This window comes from Bacteroides cellulolyticus, assembly GCF_025567135.1.
GTDB classification, from domain to species: domain Bacteria; phylum Bacteroidota; class Bacteroidia; order Bacteroidales; family Bacteroidaceae; genus Phocaeicola; species Phocaeicola cellulolyticus.
The window spans coordinates 106676-126915 of the sequence record NZ_JAOQJJ010000006.1 but is presented as its reverse complement, the minus strand read 5'-3'; the positions used below and the strand labels follow the sequence as shown (position 1 = coordinate 126915).

At 41.6% G+C, this 20240-nt stretch carries 15 protein-coding genes and 1 tRNA gene; 8 read left to right on the top strand and 8 right to left on the bottom strand.

The features are described from left to right. Window positions 1-13 precede the first annotated feature (13 nt). Complete coding sequence (asnA, locus tag OCV82_RS08190; RefSeq protein WP_154043959.1) at window positions 14-1054, bottom strand: aspartate--ammonia ligase; 1041 nt, start codon at window positions 1052-1054, stop codon at window positions 14-16. Between the two features lie 230 nt (window positions 1055-1284). Between asnA and OCV82_RS08185 the strand changes: the two genes are divergently transcribed. Beyond that, window positions 1285-1356 (top strand) — tRNA-Arg (locus OCV82_RS08185). 89 nt (window positions 1357-1445) lie between these two features. After that, a complete protein-coding gene (locus tag OCV82_RS08180; RefSeq protein ID WP_154043958.1) occupies window positions 1446-2192 on the top strand; it encodes a copper homeostasis protein CutC in 747 nt (248 codons plus the stop codon). On the opposite strand, the gene OCV82_RS08175 is transcribed toward OCV82_RS08180, so the two are convergent. The 3 genes from OCV82_RS08175 to nagB all read right to left on the bottom strand — a co-directional run bounded on the left by OCV82_RS08175 (window position 2179) and on the right by nagB (window position 7884). Next, the gene (locus OCV82_RS08175) at window positions 2179-4809 is read right to left on the bottom strand and encodes a transglutaminase-like domain-containing protein (protein ID WP_154043957.1); all 2631 of its coding nucleotides are present in this window, start codon (window positions 4807-4809) and stop codon (window positions 2179-2181) included. The two genes, OCV82_RS08180 and OCV82_RS08175, sit on opposite strands and share 14 nt — an antisense overlap. Window positions 4810-4934: 125 nt before the next feature. Continuing rightward, the gene (locus OCV82_RS08170; protein WP_154043956.1) at window positions 4935-6920 is read right to left on the bottom strand and encodes a glucosamine-6-phosphate deaminase; all 1986 of its coding nucleotides are present in this window, start codon (window positions 6918-6920) and stop codon (window positions 4935-4937) included. Between the two features lie 172 nt (window positions 6921-7092). Further along, a complete protein-coding gene (nagB, locus tag OCV82_RS08165; RefSeq protein WP_154043955.1) occupies window positions 7093-7884 on the bottom strand; it encodes a glucosamine-6-phosphate deaminase in 792 nt (263 codons plus the stop codon). 183 nt (window positions 7885-8067) lie between these two features. On the opposite strand from nagB, the gene OCV82_RS08160 reads away from it, so the two are divergent. Then, window positions 8068-9270: an ROK family transcriptional regulator gene (locus OCV82_RS08160; RefSeq protein WP_154043954.1), complete on the top strand. Its 1203-nt coding sequence runs from the start codon at window positions 8068-8070 to the stop codon at window positions 9268-9270. Between the two features lie 70 nt (window positions 9271-9340). On the opposite strand, the gene OCV82_RS08155 is transcribed toward OCV82_RS08160, so the two are convergent. From OCV82_RS08155 to lysS, 4 genes are all read right to left on the bottom strand, one after another. Then, window positions 9341-10072 carry an HAD-IA family hydrolase gene (locus OCV82_RS08155; protein WP_154043953.1) on the bottom strand — a complete coding sequence of 244 codons (732 nt, stop codon included), beginning with the start codon at window positions 10070-10072 and terminating at the stop codon, window positions 9341-9343. Between the two features lie 84 nt (window positions 10073-10156). Further along, the gene (locus tag OCV82_RS08150) at window positions 10157-11506 is read right to left on the bottom strand and encodes a glucose-6-phosphate isomerase (protein WP_154043952.1); all 1350 of its coding nucleotides are present in this window, start codon (window positions 11504-11506) and stop codon (window positions 10157-10159) included. Between the two features lie 10 nt (window positions 11507-11516). After that, window positions 11517-12512 carry an NAD(P)H-dependent glycerol-3-phosphate dehydrogenase gene (locus OCV82_RS08145; protein WP_154043951.1) on the bottom strand — a complete coding sequence of 332 codons (996 nt, stop codon included), beginning with the start codon at window positions 12510-12512 and terminating at the stop codon, window positions 11517-11519. A gap of 97 nt (window positions 12513-12609) precedes the next feature. Continuing rightward, window positions 12610-14340, bottom strand: coding sequence for a lysine--tRNA ligase (gene lysS / locus OCV82_RS08140; protein WP_154043950.1), 1731 nt, complete (start codon window positions 14338-14340; stop codon window positions 12610-12612). A gap of 245 nt (window positions 14341-14585) precedes the next feature. Between lysS and OCV82_RS08135 the strand changes: the two genes are divergently transcribed. The 5 genes from OCV82_RS08135 to OCV82_RS08115 are packed head-to-tail and all read left to right on the top strand — an operon-like array spanning window position 14586 to window position 20236. After that, window positions 14586-15347, top strand: coding sequence for an amidohydrolase (locus OCV82_RS08135; protein WP_154043949.1), 762 nt, complete (start codon window positions 14586-14588; stop codon window positions 15345-15347). A gap of 8 nt (window positions 15348-15355) precedes the next feature. Then, window positions 15356-16978, top strand: a complete 1623-nt coding sequence (locus tag OCV82_RS08130) for a thiamine pyrophosphate-dependent enzyme (protein ID WP_154043948.1) — start codon at window positions 15356-15358, stop codon at window positions 16976-16978. Next, complete coding sequence (locus OCV82_RS08125; protein WP_154043947.1) at window positions 16975-17556, top strand: indolepyruvate oxidoreductase subunit beta; 582 nt, start codon at window positions 16975-16977, stop codon at window positions 17554-17556. Before OCV82_RS08130 ends, OCV82_RS08125 begins: the two co-directional genes overlap by 4 nt. A 22-nt stretch (window positions 17557-17578) precedes the next feature. Next, window positions 17579-18892, top strand: coding sequence for a pyridoxal phosphate-dependent aminotransferase (locus OCV82_RS08120; RefSeq protein ID WP_262543286.1), 1314 nt, complete (start codon window positions 17579-17581; stop codon window positions 18890-18892). A 42-nt stretch (window positions 18893-18934) separates the two neighbouring features. Further along, window positions 18935-20236, top strand: coding sequence for a phenylacetate--CoA ligase family protein (locus OCV82_RS08115; protein ID WP_154043945.1), 1302 nt, complete (start codon window positions 18935-18937; stop codon window positions 20234-20236). Window positions 20237-20240 lie beyond the last annotated feature (4 nt).

Below are 20240 nucleotides of genomic sequence, written 5' to 3'. Positions count from 1 at the left end.
TTTACCTGTTTGCCTAAATAAGTGTCATGCCGTGTTCTTCACATTCTTTTCTCATGCTTTCAGGCCATATGCTGGCTTGTATTTCGCCTATATGTGCCTTTTTCAGATATAGCATACACAGACGTGACTGTCCTATACCACCGCCGATGCTCAGTGGCAGTGAGCCGTTCAGAAGTCTTTTGTGGAAATATAATTCCTTTCGGTCCTCTTTTCCTGAAAGTTCCAATTGGCGTAACAGTGCTTCCTTGTCAACGCGGATACCCATTGACGAAAGCTCTATGGCACGTCCCAGCACTTCGTTCCATACCAGAAGGTCACCGTTGAGTCCCGGCAGTCCGGTTGCCGGATCTATAGTGGAATAATCGTCATAGTCAGGGGCACGAAGGTCATGAGGCTCGCCATTGCTAAGCTTGCATCCTATACCTATAATGAATACGGCACCATATTTTTTCGTAATCAGATTTTCCCTTTCTTTAGGAGTCTTGTCTGGATACATTTGTAAAAGTTCTTCTGAATGTATGAACTGTATGTCGTGTGCAAGGAAAGATTTTATCTGCGGATACATTTCGCATATCATATATTCGGTGCGTCGCATGGCAGAGTATATTCTGGTTACTATGCTTTTCAGGAAATCTATATTCCTTTGTTCCGGTGTGATAGTCCTTTCCCAGTCCCACTGATCGACATATAATGAATGGAGGTTGCCCAATTCTTCATCTGCACGTATTGCATTCATGTCGGTATAGATACCATATCCGGGACCGATGTTATAATCGGCCAGTGTCATTCTTTTCCATTTTGCAAGTGAATGTACAACTTCTGCCTGTTGGTCGCCCAAGTCCTTGATAGGGAAAGAAACAGCGCGTTCCACTCCGTTAAGGTCATCGTTTATACCCATTCCTTTCAGTACGAATAATGGTGCGGTGACACGGCGTAGTCTGAGCTCGGACGAAAGGTTCTGTTGGAAAAATTCTTTTATTTGTTTGATGCCAAGCTCTGTCTGTTTCATGTCAAGCAGAGCCTTATAGTTGGCAGGTTTTATTAAGTAACTCATGATTTAGTGTTATTAGTTTTGTTGGCAAAGATAGGTATATTTTGTAAATATGCAATTATTATAACGAAAAAGTTATCAAAAAGTTTATATATTGAGTAAGATTATTGAATAATTGTCATTCGTAAGCGTAGGTTTTACTTCTTATTGATAGTATTTTACATGGAACTTTGTTTCCTAATTCCGATAAACTTATTATTTTTGTACCCGATTTCATAATATTAAAATAGAATGCGCCCATAGTTCAATGGATAGAATAATGGATTCCGGTTCCATCGATTGGGGTTCGACTCCCCATGGGCGTACAAACTTTTCGAGTGCGTATTACGTTGATTATACTGGATGTTTGTCAAGTATGATGAGTGTAATCCGCACTTTTTTTATAAATGTAGCTATGGAATATACTTTTGAAATTTGTGCCAATTCGGTGGAAAGTTGTCTTGCGGCCCAGGAAGGTGGAGCGCATCGTGTTGAACTCTGTGCCTCAATGCCTGAAGGAGGAACAACTCCTTCAATAGGGGAGGTCAGACTTGCCAGACGGTTGCTGGATATAAAACTGCACGTCATAATACGTCCGCGCGGGGGAGACTTTGTCTATTCTCCATTGGAGTTGGATATAATGGAAGAGGATATACGTGCTGTGAAAGCGGCGGGTGCTGATGGAGTGGTGTTCGGCTGTCTGACTCCTGAAGCTGAACTTGACATGCCTGCAATGACACGTTTGGTTAAGGCGTCTGAAGGAATGAATATTACATTCCATCGGGCATTCGATTATGTTCGCCATCCGGCTGAAGTTATGGAAAGCCTTATCGGGATGGGAGTGTCAAGAATACTTACTTCCGGTCAGCAACCTACAGCCGCCGAGGGAGCAGAGTTGCTTGCGTCGCTTGTGAAACAGTCTGCCGGCAGGATTATTATAATGCCTGGCTGCGGAGTTAATGAAGGAAATATTCGCGAACTGGCAGCTAAAACTGGGGCTTCGGAATTCCATTTCTCCGCACGTGAGAATAAGGAAAGCCGGATGCTGTATCGCAATCCGGCTCTGTCTATGGGTGGAACGGTGACGGTAGATGAGTATCTCACTCCGGTGACTACCGCTGCCCGTGTAAGAAACACAATTGATGCGCTTACAGACCGTTGATTGTTCTGATAAGCTGTTCGCCTGTTCCTATTGTGTAACCGTCAATCTGGAAGACAACGCGGTTGAATGTATCGCCGATAATGAATATTGGCAGATTGCCTCCGTTTGAGAGTTTCATGTTCTGTGAAATCTCGTTTCTTATAGCATTGTTGGTGTCTATACCGTAAACAATATTTGAAGGAAGATTTGGAAAATCGGTTGGAGAGAATTTTCTGTAAGACTTTTCGTCAGGGAATAACAGTATCATTTTGCGTCCCCATTTTTCAAATTCTTCCTTTTTGATTTCTATATCTTTCAGCGCGTGGTTTGTAGGTTCCTGACCAGTACCCAATATGCCGACAACGAAATATCCTCTTCCTGTGGTAGAGAGTATGGATGTTTCTGTTTTTGTGGTGATATCGGTGTATTTCAGTTCGGAGTTGAAATTGCCGATAACTCTTATTTCTTCAGCATTGTCGCGCATGGTCAGTTCTATTTTTGTTTCTTTATCTTTTTCTACAGTGAAGAATGAAACATTACTCATGACACTTCCGTTTGCCAGACGGCTGCCGGTAGTGAGCATATAGTATCCTTCTTCAATTTTAAGACCGTTTTTCAGCAATGAACTCCATGTTGCATTTTCAGGATAGTTCAGCAGTTTGAAACTGCCTTCCTCATATTTTGATATTGTGAAGTGGGTATAATATTTTGGATCGTTCAGTCTCGGGATAGGCTTATATGTAGCTATCAGTGTTCCTTCTGGAGTTTTTGAAGTTTCTGATATTTCGAAATCAACCTGATGAGTTTTGTCATTGTCGGTATAATAGATATTTCCTGTTACGGCGTCTTTCCATGCCGGTATGCTGAGGCTTCTGGCAGCTGCCACAAAGAATATTTCGCGTGATTGGGAATCTACAATCCTGCATCTCCATGTTCCTATAGGTGATGTAGGAGCACCGCCTTTGTTCAGGTCATTTCTTACGGTAATGCTGTCCGAGCACCATTTTACAAGAGTTTGAGGATTTGATGTGAATTCAGATTTCAGACTTTCCGGAATTTCTTTCTGCAGGAATGAACGGTAGGGGGTGAGAAGTTCATTATCTACACGCGGACAAAGCACATATTCCGCACTGGCGTCGTTCGGAGTATTGTAGAGGTGGTCTTCAAGAACGCTGCATGGTGTATCTCTCAAGTCTTTGTCGGTGATGTTCTTTAATAACTCTATCCCTTTTTTGTACATTTCGTTTTTTGAAGAATTACTCAGGAATTCCATGATTTCAGCATAATTACCTCTTGACTTTATGATAAATCCTTCTATATCTTCGTTTTTCAGACTGTTTTCTTTGGCGAACTTATCAATGCTCTCCCTATTTGGGAATGTAGCTATATAGGCATTTCTGATGGAATCTTCATGATGTAGTCTTATATCATTCTCGTTGCGTTGTTCTTCTGTTACGGACGGTAGTTTGGTATTCTCTGCAGGAGGCACTATATCCATATTTTCACAATAGGCATCATTTACATTGTGTCCCAGAATGATTTCTACTGTCTTTTCTTTTCCGAATGATACTTTTCTAAAACCGAACTTATCACCATTAGAAACATATACCATCATGTCGCCAAGACCGGCTGATAGTGAAACCTGTCCCTGTGCATTGCTTTTCTGCTTATATACAGTGAAGAATTCTGCATAGTTGTATAGTTTGAACTCTACGTTCGCTCCTTCTACAGCATTTCCTTTCTCGTCTTTTACTGTAACGGTGACAGACGATTTGTATGCATAATTTTCTATGATGTTTATTTCTGTATAGTTGGCAGTCTGAATCATCTTTTCTTCTTTTCCGCTGTACGATCCGAATACTTTTGTGTGCATAAGCATTCCTCTGCTTGCGGGCGAGTTGAACCATCCCAGGTTAAGTACAGGTTCCGGTTCGCATGCTCCGAGAAAACACCATTTGCCGTCCACCCATGCTTCTACCCATGCATGGTTGTCGTCTGTGTGTGCCCAACGGGGTGTATATACCTGGCGTGCCGGGATGCCTATGGCACGGAGTGCTGCGACAAGTAGTGTAGATTCTTCACCGCATCTTCCGTAGGCTGTCTTTATTGTAGCCAGTGGAGAACTTGTACGGCTGTCGGATGGAGTATAAGTGGCTTTTTCATGACACCAGTGGTTGGTTTCGAGTACGGCGTCATGCATTGACAGATTTTTTACTCTTGGCCATAATTCGTTCTGAAAATATGCTCTCGAATTGTCAAGATTTTCGTTGTTTACTCTTATGGGTAGTACAAAATGTCTGAAGATATCTTCGGGGATACTCTTTCCCCATGATGAGGCTTCTCTTGTCTTGAATGAAAGACGGATATTTTCAAGGAAGAAATCACCGGAATTGTCTGCTATGTCGCTTAGTGGCATATAGGCATAAAGAAACTGTAATGCTTCTTTTTCTTGGGCAGTCATTTCTGTATTGAATATTTCGAACAGATTTCCGTTTTTCAGTATTGTCTTTTTTTCTGCAAAGTCGTTTTCTACCTTTAATCTGTAGTCCGAATCGTTTATGAAATGTTTTTCATTGTGGCAACCTGTCAGCAGACATGCTGAAGCAAGGCTTAGCGAAAAGAATAGATGTCTTAACATAATTGTGTTTTTGTTAGTTGATTTCTTGGTAAAGATATAACATTTACAGTAATTTATTTCATAAAAACAAAAAATCCTGCAAAGAGAAAGCTTTGCAGGATTTTATATTGGAATTAATATTGTTTTTATAGAGGCTTGTACTCAACGAATGCTTCCATTGCTTCGTAACATGCCAGTCCCAATCCGTCGTAAAGAGATGCAGTTCCGCGGTTACGGTCTTCACTTCTTTGCCAGAACAGACGTTCGTCGTTGCCAAGGAATGGAGCACTTTCCATCTGTGACTGGTGTTTTAGGATTGAGTTACGTTTTGCACGCAATTCTTCAGGACTCAGAGGAACAGCCATTTCGATGTTCTCTATTTCCCATTCTGCCCATGCTCCACGATACATCCATATTCTGCAGTCTTTAAGCCATTCGGCTCCGGCATTCTTTTCTTCGTCGATAGCTGCAAATACGGCATCAGTACATACCCTGTGAGTTCCATGAGGGTCGGCCAAATCGCCTGCCACATAAATCTGATGAGGTTTTACTTCTCTAAGAAGGTTAAGTACTATTTCAATGTCAGGAAGGCTGATAGGGTTCTTTTCAATCTTACCGGTTTCGTAGAATGGAAGGTCGAGGAAGTGACATCTTGACAAAGGAATATTGTTGTATGTACATGCTGTACGTGCTTCACCTCTACGAATGAGTCCCTTGATGGTAAGAATGTCTCTTGAGTCCATGTCGCCTTCTTTCTTTTCGGCAAAGAACTTCTTTATTTCGGCGTACTTGTCGCTGATAGTCTGGTTCTGGTTGTCGTCGAACAACTGATTGAAACCATTGATGAAGTGCATGAATCTTACAACTTCTTCATCGCCTACGGCAATATTTCCTGAAGTCTGGTATGCTACGTGTACTTCATGTCCCTGCTGAACAAGTCGTCTCAGTGTTCCACCCATTGAAATGACATCGTCGTCAGGGTGTGGAGAGAATACGATAACTCTTTTAGGGAATGGTTTTGCTCTTTCAGGACGGTAAGTGTCGTCAGCGTTAGGCTTTCCGCCCGGCCATCCTGTGATAGTGTGCTGAAGGTCGTTGAATACCTTGATGTTTACATTGTATGCAGAACCGTAAAGAGCAAGAAGTTCACTCAGACCATTGTCATTGTAATCCTTGTTGGTCAGTTTCAGGATAGGTTTGCCTAATGTCTGGCACAACCAAACAATAGCGCTTCTGATAAGCTTGTTATTCCATTCGCAGTTTGTAACCAGCCAAGGGCGTTGTATTCTTGTCAGATAAGCTGCGGCAGCAAGGTCTGTGCATACCACTGCGTTAGTGTGCATCTGAAGGTATGATGCCGGCAGTGTGTCTGTAATCTTTTCTTCTACAGTCTTGCGTATGATTTCTGCTTTGTCTTCACCCCATGCTAGCAGGAATACTTTTCTTGCACCAAGAATGGTTTTGATACCCATTGTAATGGAACAAGGAGGAAGATTGTCAACACCAAGGTTGTGAGCTGCTTCCGAACGTGAAGTACTGTCAAGCAATATCAGGCGTGTAGATGAGCTGGCCTGCGAGCCAGGTTCGTTCATACCTATGATTCCTTTTCTTCCTATTCCTAGAATAGCAATATCTATACCTCCGAATGTCTGTATTCTTTGTTCGTATAGTCTGCAATGGTCGATGATTGCATCCTGAGGAATGCTGCCTTCCATTGTGAAGATGTTCTGTCTGTCGATGTCAACCTGCGAGATGAACTGCTTCATCAGATGGCTGAAAGTACTTCCGGCACCTTCGTTTATAGGATAGAATTCATACAGATTGAACAAGATGACATTTCTGAAGCTTACGCCTTCGTCTTTATGACGGCGAATCAGCTCTGTGAACAATGGGCGTAGTGATGATCCTGTACCTAATGCTATTGTACAGAACTTTCCTTCACGCTGTCTGTCCTGTATCTTTGCTATTATTTCATCTGCAATATGCTGTGTTCCTTCGTCCATTGATTCGAAAATGTTGGTTGTAATCTTTTCGAATCTTGTGATTACCGAACGTTCAACAGCATTTTCAGGCTTATAATAACGTGTTGATACGTTATTCAGCGAGATTTGCGATGTAAGATTAGTTCGCATAGTTTCTCCTTTTTTGTTAGGTTAATGAATTTTTTTTAGGTCACTCTGTTAATATAACAAAGATAAACCCAAAAAAGTTGACAAGGTTTGTCATCAGGATAAGAAACATTGTAACAGAGGCCTTGTCAGCTTTATATTTTTCAGTTGCTCTTTCGAAGTTTATCCAAATCAATTAAAGATTGTCTTTTTCAATATCTTTGAAGTATTTGTAAGTACCTACTTTAAGTTCGTCTGTAGCAGCTTCGTCGCATACGATGATACCGTGCTGGTGCATCTGCAAAGCACTGATAGTCCACATCTGTGTGATACCGCCTTCTACTGCATGCTGCAATGCGCGTGCCTTGTTGTGGCCGTTACAGATAATCAATACTTCTTTTGCTGAAAGAACTGTTCCTACACCTACAGTAAGAGCTGTCTTAGGAACTTTGTTTACATCATTGTCGAAGAAACGTGAGTTTGCGATGATAGTATCTGTAGTAAGAGTCTTTACGCGTGTACGTGATGTAAGTGATGAACCCGGTTCGTTGAATGCAATGTGTCCGTCAGGACCGATACCGCCAAGGAACAAATCTATACCACCGAATTTTTCGATTTCCTTTTCGTAGTTGGCACATTCAGCTTCAAGGTCAGCTGCGTTACCGTTCAGTATATGTATATTCTCTTTACAGATGTCTATATGATTGAAGAAGTTATTGAACATGAAAGAGTGATAGCTTTCAGGGTGTGATTCAGGAAGGCCTACGTATTCGTCCATGTTGAATGTAACGACGTTCTTGAATGATACCTTACCCTGTTTGTTCAGTTCAATCAGGGCTTTGTACATTCCAAGTGGAGATGAACCTGTAGGAAGACCCAAAACGAAAGGTTTTTCTTTTGTAGGATTAGCTGCATTGATTTTTTTTGCAACATAGTTTGCAGCCCAATTAGAGATTGACTGATAATCTGGTTCGATAATTACTCTCATGATTTTTTTGGTTTTATTAGTTTATAAATTTAGTTAACTATATTCTTGTAATGAAAATATTTTGATAACTATGCAAAGATACCTATCATAAATTAGAAAGGCAAATAAAAAAAAAGATTTTTTATTGGTGTGATATTAAAAAAAACTATTATTTTTGTAGCATATACTATAAAAACTATAAATATGGGACAGAGGCTATTGGATGAAATTAAGAAAGGAACTAAGAGTGCTACGATGAAACGTCGTATTATCACTCACTTTATATACAATGGTGATGCTACAATAACCGACCTTTCTAAAGATATGGATTTAAGTATTCCTACTATTACAAAACTGATAGATGAAATGTGCGAGGACGGGTATGTAGATGATAATGGTAAGTTGGAAACAAATGGTGGGCGACATCCTAATTTATATGGTCTGAATCCCGATGCAGGCTATTTCCTGGGGGTAGAAGCAGCACAGACTTATTTGAGCTTCTGCGTGGTTAATTTTAGAGGTGAAATCGTTGATTTTAAGACCAAAATACCTTTCAAACGCGAAAATACTGTTGAATGTCTGGATAAAATGTGTGACGAAATTTTGTTGTACATAGATTCGTTACCTTACAAGAAAGAAAAATATCTCAATGTTTGTTTGGGATTGCACGGACGAGTAAATCCTGTGACAGGATGTAGCTATGGAACATTCAATTTTGCACAGACACCAATCAGCGAAATGATTACCGACAGGATTGGAATCAATGCCTGTGTTGATAATGACAGTAGGACTACTGCTTATGGTGAGTATATGTTACATTCTGTAAAATGCCCGAAGAACCTTATTTTCATTAATATAAGTTGGGGATTGGGAATGGGTATAATAATCGACGGAAAATTATACAATGGAATGTCAGGATTTGCCGGAGAGTTTGGACATAACTTCGGATATGACAATCAGCAGATATGTCATTGTGGAAAGAAGGGATGTATAGAAACGGAAGTTTCCTGCTCTGCTTTATATAGAAAATTTATCGAAAGACTTAAAAATGGAGAAAGCTCCGTAATATTGAAGGAAAAGTCTATAGAAGAAATTGAGCTTGACGATATTTTCAATGCTGTTGACAGAGAGGATGTTCTTGCTATTGAACTCGTAGAAGAGATAGGACAAAAGCTTGGTCGTCATATAGGTGGATTGATTAATATATTCAATCCCGAACAGGTTATTATCGGCGGTGATTTGTCAAGGGTAGGAGATTATCTTCTTCATCCGGTTATTTCTGCAATCAGAAAACATACTTTGAATATGATGTATCGTGATTCGGATATCGTATTGTCCGAATTGAAAGAAAAGGCAAATGCTGTTGGAGCCGCTTTATTGTCAAGAAGTAATCTTTTTGTAATATAATTAATATTGTTATCTTTGATATTTAAGGTGAAAGCTGTCAGGTATATATGACTACTTGACAGCTTTTCTTTTATAGGTTTATTTCTTTTCTAAGATTATCCCATTTTTCAGAAAGTTCCTGCATGGAACCGAACAGAAGGTTTGCGCCTTCATCTAGCAGTGCTGAGTCTGGTAACGGTCCTGTATTTACAGCTATTGTAAATATACCTGCTGCAACTCCTGCTTTTACCCCTAGTGGTGCATTTTCTACTACAACAGCTTCGTTTGGTGCAATTCCTGCTTTTTTCAATCCCATAAGATATGGCTCAGGATTTGGTTTGCCGTATTTAACGTCGAATGCAGTAACCATGAATTCTTTTTGGAATATTCCGGGGAAATGATGGTTCAGATTGTCTATCAGTGACAGTTGTCCTGATCCTGTGACCAACACGGGCTGAAGTCCGGATTCTTTGATATTACGGAGTAAAGTATAGGCTCCCGGCATAGGTTCAGCCTTTGGGAGAGTGTTGAAAATATCACTTTTGGTTTGGTATATTTTCTTTATTTCTTCTTCATCTGCGTTGCAGCCTCTTTCGCGCATGCAGACTATATTAATAGTACTTGCTCCGGTGCGTCCCTCGTGCATGTATGCTTCTTCTTCGCTAAGATTCATACCATACATAGACATGGCTTTGTTCCATGCTTTTGCATGATTCTTCATTGAATCGAACAAAACACCGTCCATATCAAACAGGACGGCTTTTAGATTTATCTTGCTATGTCCTTTTTCCTTCAAATAGTTTTGTATTGCTTGTTCAAACATTACCTGTGCTTTATATCATTTAAAGGCACGTATTACAGCGATGCCGTAGTACGTGCCTTGTTATTTCTGTAAGTTTATGAATCTTTATTTTTTCAGACGAGCCTGAATAGCTTCTGATTCTTTTTCGTAACCAGGTTTGTTGAGCAGAGCAAACATGTTTTTCTTGTATGCTTCAACTCCAGGCTGGTTGAATGGGTTTACTTCGAGGATATATCCGCTGATACCACAAGCTTTTTCGAAGAAGTAAATCAACTGTCCGATGTAGTATTCGTTCAATGCAGGAACAGATACTCTCATGTTTGGAACACCACCGTCAACGTGTGCCAACTGAGTACCAAGTTCAGCCATCTTGTTTACTTCGTCAACTCTCTTGCCTGCAAGGAAGTTAAGTCCGTCAAGGTTCTGTTCGTCTGTAGGAACACGCAATTCGTGGTTAGGAGTTTCTATAGATACTACTGTTTCGAAGATAGTACGTTCGCCTTCCTGAATCCACTGACCCATTGAGTGAAGGTCTGTAGAGAAGTCAACTGAACTTGGGTAGATACCTTTACCGTCCTTACCTTCAGATTCGCCGTAAAGCTGTTTCCACCATTCGTTGAAGTAATGTAGTTTTGGCTGGAAGTTAACCAAAATTTCAATCTTCTTGCCGTTGCGGTAGAGCTCGTTACGAGTTGCAGCATAAAGGGCAGCAGGGTTTTCGTACATATTTTCGTTAGCACAAACTTCTTCCATTTTGCGTGCACCTTCAACTAGCTTTTCGATGTCGATGCCTGCTACTGCGATAGGAAGCAAACCTACCGGAGTAAGAACAGAGAAACGTCCGCCTACGTTGTCAGGGATGATGAATGATTTGTAGCCTTCGTTGTCGGCTGTTACACGTGCAGCACCTTTCTTTGCGTCTGTAACGGCTACGATAACCTTGCGTGCCATTTCCTTGCCGCGCTGGTCTTCGCATTGCTTTTTAAGAAGACGGAAAGCAAGAGCAGTTTCTGTTGTAGTACCTGATTTTGATATGTTGATTACACCGAATTTCTTGTCTTTCAAGAAGCTTGTCAGTTCATAAAGATAGTCTTCGCCGATGTTGTGTCCTGCGAAAACGATAGTAGGTTCGCCCGCTTTCTTTTCTTTCAACCACTGGAAGCTGTCAGACATAGCTTCGATAACGGCACGTGCACCAAGATAGCTACCACCGATACCTGCAACAACCACTACTTCGCAGTTTTCACGAAGAACAGCTGCTGTAGCTTTGATGTCTTCGATATGTTCTTTTGTTATAGAAGATGGAAGGTGAAGCCAGCCCAGGAAGTCGTTTCCAAGTCCTGTACCTTTTTCAAGAGTTTCCATATAAGTCTTAACCAATGGCTCGTAAGAAGCCAATTTGCCTTCTGCCATGAAGCTGGCAGAATTTTCGATGTTTAATTTAATATTTTCCATATTCAAAAGTTTATCTGAATGAGTCTGTTAAAAGCTTTATTTCTATCATAGGATTTATGCGTTCGTACAATATGTTATAGACAGCATCAACTATAGGCATATTAACGTGTAAATGTTTGTTCAGTTCCTTGATACATTTTGTTCCGTAATAACCTTCGGCAATCATTTCCATTTCTATCTGTGCACTTTTCACAGAGTATCCTTTTCCTATCATCGTACCGAAAACACGGTTGCGGCTGAAATTGGAATAGCTTGTCACCAGCAAGTCGCCAAGATAGGCAGAATCGTTGGTGCATCTGTCCACTGGATGTACTGTATTCAGGAAACGGTTCATTTCTTGAATAGCGTTGGAAATTAGTACCGCCTGGAAATTGTCTCCGTATTTCAGACCGCTGCATATACCTGCTGCAATAGCATAAACGTTTTTCAATACTGAAGCATATTCAATACCAGCCACATCGGTATTTACTGAAGTTTTAATGTAATGACCTGCCAGTTGTTGTGCAAAGATTTTTGCCTTTTCAATGTCCTTACAGCCAACGGTAAGGTAAGAAAGGCGTTCAAGTGCCACTTCCTCTGCATGGCACGGACCTGCCAATACGGCAATGTTTTCTTCAGGAACATCATATACCTTATTAAAATAGTCAGAAACAATAAGATTCTCGTCAGGAACGATACCTTTTATGGCTGTTACTATGAATTTGTCCTTGATTTTTGTTTTCAGTTTCTTTAGATGACTTTTAAGGTAAGGTGATGGAGTAACGAAAATCAGTGTGTCTGATTCTCTTACTACCTTATTTATATCTGATGAAAAGTTGATATTCTTTACGTTGAAGCGTACACTGGTCAGATAAGCCGGATTATGCCCGAGACGTTTGAAATCTTCTATTCTGTCGTCCCTACGCATATACCAGTTTATTGATTCGGCTTGGGTAAGAATAATCTTTGCGATAGCTGTGGCCCAGCTACCTCCTCCCATAATAGCTATTTTACCAGGGAATTTCACTTTGGTAATTGTTTTATTGGTTTTTTAAGTCATAAAGTCTTTAAGTTTGTAAGTCCTGAACCAAATCAGATACTTACAAACTTAAAAACCTAAATACTTATTTTATATTCTGTATCCAATTGCTGACTTCGTCAACTGTAGGATTCTTAAGCTCAAGTTTATACTTCTTGTTTACTCCGCAGATGTCCATGTGAAGTTTCTGAGGATTTACGTCCTTCATGTCGGCTACCATGTTGTATCCGGCTTTCTGGATCAGTGCTACCCATTCTTCCGGAACACCTATTTCCATGAATTTAGCAGGAGCATCCTTTGGTATCACCTTTTCAGGTCTCATCTGAGGGAAGAACAATACTTCCTGAATTGTACTCTGACCTGTCATAAGCATTACAAGACGGTCCATACCGATACCCATACCTGATGTAGGAGGCATACCGTATTCAAGTGCGCGAACGAAGTCTTTGTCGATAATCATAGCTTCGTCGTCTCCCTTTTCGCTAAGTCTCATCTGCTCTTCGAAACGTTCAAGCTGGTCGATAGGGTCGTTAAGCTCTGAGTAAGCGTTACACAATTCCTTACCGTTAACCATAAGTTCGAAACGTTCTGTCAAGTCAGGATTGCTGCGGTGACGCTTAGTAAGCGGAGACATTTCGATAGGGTAGTCAGTGATGAATGTAGGCTGTATGTAGTTGCCTTCGCAGAATTCGCCGAAGATTTCGTCGATAAGCTTGCCTTTACCCATAGTATCGTCAATTTCCATATTGAGCTTCTTGCAAACTTCACGAATCTGGTCTTCGTTCATACCTGTAAGGTCATAGCCTGTGAATTCCTTGATAGAATCAAGCATAGTCACACGCTTGAATGGAGCCTTGAAGTTGATGATATTGTCGCCCACCTTCACTTCTGTAGTACCGTTTACGTCAAGACAGATCTTTTCAATCATGTTTTCAGTAAATTTCATCATCCAGTTGTAGTCCTTGTATGCTACATATATTTCCATACAAGTGAATTCCGGATTGTGTGTGCGGTCCATACCTTCGTTACGGAAGTTCTTACCGATTTCATATACACCTTCGAAACCACCCACGATAAGACGTTTCAGGTATAGCTCGCTGGCGATACGCATGTACAAAGGAATGTCAAGCGCATTGTGGTGAGTGATGAACGGACGTGCAGCCGCACCACCTGCGATAGCTTGAAGAATAGGAGTTTCAACTTCGATATAGCCTTTAGAGTTGAAGTATTCGCGCATTGAATTATATACTTTGTTGCGCTTGAGGAATATGTCTTTCACTCCGTCGTTTACCACGAGGTCAACATAACGCTGGCGGTAACGGAGTTCAGGATCTTCGAACTTGTCGTAAGCCACTCCATCTTTATATTTTACGATAGGAAGCGGTTTGATTGATTTAGATAGAACTGTAAGTTTCTTTGCGTGGATTGAGATTTCACCCATCTGAGTGCGGAATACGAAACCTTCGATACCGACAAAGTCGCCCAAATCAAGTAAACGTTTGAAAACTACATTGTATAAATCCTTATTTTCATCAGGACAGATGTCATCGCGAGTGATATAAACCTGAATACGGCCTTTGGAATCTTGTAATTCAATGAAAGAAGCTTTACCCATTACACGGCGTGACATAATACGTCCGGCTACAGAAACCATGCGAGGTTCTGCCTCATCGTCTTTGAATTCATCTTTTATATCAGTAGAAAATGCGTTTGTTACATACTCTGCTGCAGGATACGGGTCTATGCCCATAGCTCTCATCTCATTCAGACTGTTGCGTCTGATAATTTCCTGTTCACTTAGTTCTAATACGTTCATTTCTTATATATTAACTATATTTTGGTACAAAAATAAGAAACATTTCGGAATATATTAATATATGTATGATACTTTTTGCTTAAATAACCCTATGTGTGTCTCTTTTGAAATCTTTTTTATTGTGCCAAATGTCCTCTTCTGCTATCAAAAGTATTCAAATGTTTGCAAATGTCAAATAAAATGTCGTAATTTTTTGTGAGTTATCATTAAATTGTTACCTTTGGGCTCTTCTAAATGTGAAAAGCATGAAAATAGTTATTTTACAAACGGATATTGTTTGGGCCAATCCTTCGGCCAACATCGAAAAAGCAGACGAAATTATAAACAGATATGAAGGTGTTGATATTTTCGTATTGCCTGAAATGTTTTCTACCGGTTTTTGTACTAATCCGGAAGGTATTGCGGAAAAATCCGATTCCAAAACCTTAGAGTGGATGAAACATACGGCGCAGCGCAAGAAATGTGCTATTGCCGGCAGTATAGCGTTGGAGGAAAAAGGTCAGTATTATAACAGATTCTATTTTGTACATCCAGGAGGAACAGTGGAATGGTATGACAAGAAACATTTGTTTACTTACGGTGGAGAACACAAGCACTTTACAGCCGGAACACGACGTGTTATAGTCAATTATAAGGATGTAAGGATCTTGCTGCAAATTTGTTATGACCTGCGTTTCCCTGTATGGAGTCGTAATAGGAATGATTATGATATTGCTTTCTATGTTGCAAGTTGGCCTACTCCACGTGTAGAAGCCTGGAAGATGCTTCTCAAGGCGAGAGCCATAGAAAACCAGTGTTATGTAGTGGGGGTTAATAGAGTAGGTAAAGATCCGAACTGCGATTACATAGGAGGAAGTGCCGTAATTGATCCATACGGAAAAATAATCGAAGCTTGTGAAGACGGCAAGGCTTGCGAGGCTGTTGTAGAAATAGATATGTCGGAATTGGAAGCATTCCGCAAGAAATTCCCGGTATTGAACGATGCCGATCCTTTTGAAATAGTATAACTCGAAATATGGAAAACAATAAGAAATTATTACTCTTGGGCGACCAGGCTATAGCTTTGGGAGCCATTCATGCAGGTATCTCCGGAGTATATGCTTATCCGGGTACGCCTTCTACAGAAATAACAGAATATATACAGGAACATCCTTTGGCAAAAGAACGGAAATTACACAGCAGCTGGTGTACTAACGAAAAGACCGCTATGGAAGCAGCTCTTGGAGTAAGTTATGTCGGCAAGCGTGCTTTGGTGTGTATGAAGCACGTAGGTATGAATGTATGTGCCGATGCTTTTGTCAATTCCGGTATGACAGGGACAAATGGGGGAGTAGTGGTAGTAGCTGCTGATGATCCTTCAATGCATTCGTCGCAGAATGAGCAGGATTCAAGATTCTACGGCAAGTTTGCCATGATTCCTATCCTTGAACCTTCGTCACAGCAGGAGGCATACGATATGATGCAGTATGCTTTTGAAATGTCAGAGCGTGAGGGAACTCCTGTACTTATGAGAATTACCACACGCATGGCACATTCGCGTGCCAATGTAGCTGTTAAAGATGAGGCTTCCGAGGTAACTTCTACAGGTAGAGCTTCTTCTCCTGCCAATTGGGTCCTTTTGCCGGCTAATGCACGTCGTCGCAATAAGGAAGTAATTGGACTTCAGCCAGTGTTGCGCCAACTTTCTGAAGAGTCACCTTTCAATAAAGCGGAGAACATATCTTCCGAAAAGGCTGATTTGGGAATTGTGGCTTGCGGTATTGGATATAATTATGTAATGGAAAATTACCCTGACGGATGTCCTTATCCGGTTGTCAAGGTATCACAATATCCTCTTCCTACAGATAAGATAATAGCTTTGGCAAATTCATGTAAGGAAATATTGGTGGTTGAAGACGGACAGCCTTTCGTGGAAGAACAGCTTCGAGGTGTATTGCCTTCGCAGTATGTGGTTAAAGGACGATTGAGCGGAGCATTGCCTCGCACAGGTGAACTCAATCCTGATTATGTAAAATCCGGATTAGGTATGGATGACACAGAAGTATATCCTTCGGCTCAGAATGTAGTTCCACGTCCGCCTGCACTTTGTAACGGATGCGGACATCGTGATGTGTATGACGCTCTGAATAAAGTGGCTGCCGAGTATGCCGATACAAAAATTTTCGGTGATATAGGTTGTTACACTTTAGGAGCACTTCCTCCTTTCCGTGCTTTGCACAGCTGTGTAGATATGGGTGCTTCTATCACCATGGCTAAAGGTGCAGCCGATGCAGGTCAGTTCCCTTCAATAGCCATTATCGGCGATTCTACTTTCACTCATTCCGGTATGACAGGACTTCTTGATGCTGTGAATGATAAGTCTAATATCGTTGTAGTAATTTCTGACAATCTAACCACTGCCATGACAGGCGGTCAGGATTCAGCAGGAACAAACAAGTTCGAGGCTATCTGCCTTGGTCTTGGGGTTGAGCCGGAACATGTGCGTGTAGTAGTGCCGCTGCCTAAGAACATGGACGAAATTACACGTATTATACGTGAAGAGATTGAGTATAACGGTGTATCAGTGATTATCCCACGTAGAGAATGTATGCAGACACTGAACCGTAAGTTGAAACAGAAAAGAGCCGAAAAACAATGAAAACAGATATAATTCTTTCCGGTGTGGGAGGACAAGGTATCCTCTCCATCGCAACCATAATAGGCGAGGCTGCCACACGCAGCGGACTTAATCTGAAACAGGCTGAGGTTCACGGTATGAGCCAGCGCGGCGGTGATGTTCAGTCAAACCTCCGTCTGTCGGACAAACCTATAGCTTCCGACCTTATTCCTCTTGGAGGAGCAGATATGATTATTTCTCTTGAACCGATGGAAGCTTTGCGTTATCTGCCATATCTTGCCAAGGACGGATGGATTATAACATCTTCCACTCCGTTCAAGAATATTCCGAATTATCCGGATGTTGATGCTGTAATGGCAGAGCTTAATTCTCTTCCAAATGTGGTTTCGCTTGATATTGATGCTATAGCCAAGGAAAACAATATGCCTAAATGCGGAAACGTGATTCTCTTAGGTGCGGCAGCTGCCTGTTTTAAGATTTTGGACAAGAAAACTCTTTATGACAGTATAGAACGAATTTTCGGATCCAAGGGTGAGGCTGTAGTAGAAATGAACCATCGTGCTTTTAATATAGGTTATGAGGCTGCAGCTTCCAAATGAATAATTTAAGACAAAAACTATTATGAGTAAAGTCTTCAGTAAAGAATTAGTAGAGCAGGTGGTAAAAGAGATGAAGGTTGCCGACCTACGCAATGCTACTATAGGCGATGTTCTGCTTGTGGCATCACGTTTGGAGCAGCTTACAGGCATACCTTTCATCCGTATGGACCAGGGTTCTCCGGGGCTGCCTGCCAACAAAATAGGAATTGAAGCCGAAAAGGCTGCCCTCGACAAAGGATTGGGGGCACAGTATCCCGCTGCAGCCGGAGTTCAGGAACTCAAGGATGCGGCATCTCGTTTCGTAAGGGCATTCATAAATATTGACATTTCCCCGCATGCATGTCTGCCAACTACAGGTTCTGTGGCTGCATCGTTCGGAGCATTCATAGCATGTACACAGCGCATTCCTGGAAAGGACAAGGTTCTGTTCATAGATCCAGGTTTTCCTATCCAGAAATCGCAGTTGCGTATTCTCGGTATCAAATGGAAACTTTTTGATATATATAATTACCGTGGTGAGGCTCTTCGTGCTAAACTGGAAAGCATGATGGTTGACGGAGATATAGCCGCGATAGTATATTCCAATCCGAATAATCCTGCATGGTTCTGTCTGGATGAGGATGAACTGAAGATAATAGGCGAACTTGCCACTAAGTATGATACAATAGTGATGGAAGACCAGGCATATTTCTGTATGGACTTCCGCAGTCCGTTCGGTCGTCCGTATCAGGAGCCGTACGTGCCTACAGTAGCAAGATATACCGACAATTATATCCTTATGCTTTCTGCTTCGAAAATCTTCAGTTATGCCGGTCAGCGTATTGCATTGGCATGTATTTCTGACAAGCTTTTCGACAAACAGTATCCTGCACTTGCAGAGAGATATGAGGACTCTGGAATATTCGGGCCTACATTCATTGCATCCATCATGTATATGATAACTTCCGGATGTACTGCCACAACACAGTATGCCATGGCGGAAATGCTGAATAAATCCGTTGAAGGAGTGATAGACTTCGTAGAGGATACACGTGAGTATGAACGTCGCGCACGCAGAATGAAACAGATATTTACCGACAACGGATTCAGTATTGTTTACGATTATGATGTACACCAAAAGGTTGGTGACGGTTTCTTCTTCACTTTGGGGTATCCAGGCATGACAGGAGGAGAGTTGCTCGAGGAACTTATGTATTATGGAGTCAGCAGTATTTCACTTTCCACAACAGGAAGCGATCAGCAGGGAGTACGTGCATGCACATCTCGCATGAGGGAAGAACTTTATCCTGTTCTTGAAGAACGAATGAAAGCCTTTAAGGCAGACCATCCTATATAATTACATTTGCAAATATAACATTAACGATTAAAGATAATACCCATGTTTTGGAATGAGAATAAGGAATGTATGCCTCGCGAACAGATGCGCGAGCTGCAGGGGAAAAGACTTCAGAAACTGGTGACATATGTTTATCATAATGTCCCGTTCTACAGAAAGAAAATGCAGGAGATGGACTTGTCTCCCGATGATATCCGTAGTATTGACGATATAGTGAAACTTCCTTTCACTACCAAACAGGACTTGCGTGATAACTATCCGTATGGATTGCAGGCTGCACCCGCATCGGAGATAGTACGTGTACACGCGTCTTCAGGTACAACAGGTAATCCTACTATTGTGGGATATACGCGTAAAGACCTTGCTATTTGGTCGGAAGTGATGTCACGCTGTCTCACGGCATACGGAGTTACTCGTGATGATACATTCTCGGTTAGTTACGGTTACGGACTCTTCACCGGTGGTTTGGGAGCACACTACGGGGTGGAAAATCTTGGAGCAACGGTTATACCTGCATCTACAGGTAACACAGAAAAACACATCCGTCTTATCCGCGATCTGAAGATTACCGGTATAGCATGTACACCATCGTATGCCATGTATCTGTCAGAAGTGATGGAGAAGATGGGGCTTACCAAGAATGATCTTGGTCTTCGTATCGGTGCTTTCGGTGCAGAACCGTGGACAGAAAATATGCGTAAGGAAATAGAAGAACGTCTCGGACTGAAAGGTTACAATATCTATGGTCTGAGCGAAATAATGGGACCTGGTGTATCATACGAGTGTCAGGAGCAGAACGGATCGCATATCAACGAAGACCATTTCTTCCCGGAGATAATCGACCCTAACACACTTCAGCCATTGCCTTACGGACAGCAGGGTGAACTCGTCTTTACTACACTTACCAAAGAAGGAATGCCATTGCTCCGTTACCGCACTAAAGACCTGACATCTCTTATTGACACTCCGTGTCCGTGCGGACGTACATCAGTGCGTATGACTCCTATCATGGGACGAAGTGATGATATGCTCATTATCCGCGGTATCAATGTGTTCCCTTCACAGGTGGAAAGTGTCATCCTCGAGATGAAGGAATTCGAACCTCAGTATATGTTGATAGTTGACCGCAAAGGCAATCTTGATACTCTGGAAATACAGGTTGAAGTGCGTCGCGATTTCTTCAGCGATGATATAGGAGCAATGCTTGCCTTGAAGAAATCACTTGCCGACAAACTGAAGAGTGTACTTTCTATCAGTGCCGATGTCAAGTTGGTTGAACCTAACAGCATAGCCCGCAGTCAGGGAAAATCGAAGAGGGTGATAGATAACCGTAAGTTGGTGTGAGACG